The organism is Corynebacterium sp. UMB8791, from assembly GCF_054166365.1.
Map to the genome: position 1 here is coordinate 1 of NZ_JBSZCG010000017.1, position 369 is coordinate 369.

1 protein-coding gene is annotated in these 369 nt (G+C 58.8%); it reads left to right on the forward strand.

Annotation, left to right across the window (positions count from 1 at the left end; all coding sequences use genetic code 11):
* A partial coding sequence (locus ACXIUA_RS00340) for an HAD-IC family P-type ATPase (RefSeq protein WP_457975872.1) occupies positions 1–369 on the forward strand: 369 nt, incomplete at both ends.

Consider the following 369-nt stretch of genomic DNA (forward strand, 5'->3'; position numbering starts at 1 on the left):
GACCTACATTTCCTGGATTCTCATTCCCGTCGGCGCCTTGGCAATCTATACGCAGCTCTTTGTCGCCGGCGATGATTTCAACGATGCGCTGCTGGGGATGGTCGCCACGCTGGTGCCCATGGTCCCTGAGGGGCTTGTCCTCATGACCACCATCGCATTTGCCCTTGGGGTGGTGCGCTTGGGGCGACATCGAGTGCTGGTCAATGAGTTGCCCGCCATCGAAGGTCTCGCGCGTGTCGACACCGTGTGTGTCGACAAAACTGGCACGCTCACCGAAAATGCGATGCAGCTAGTGGAAGTCGACATCGTATCGGGTGACGGTACCTCCCGCGATGAGGTCGACTCCGCACTCATCGATCTGTGCAAGCT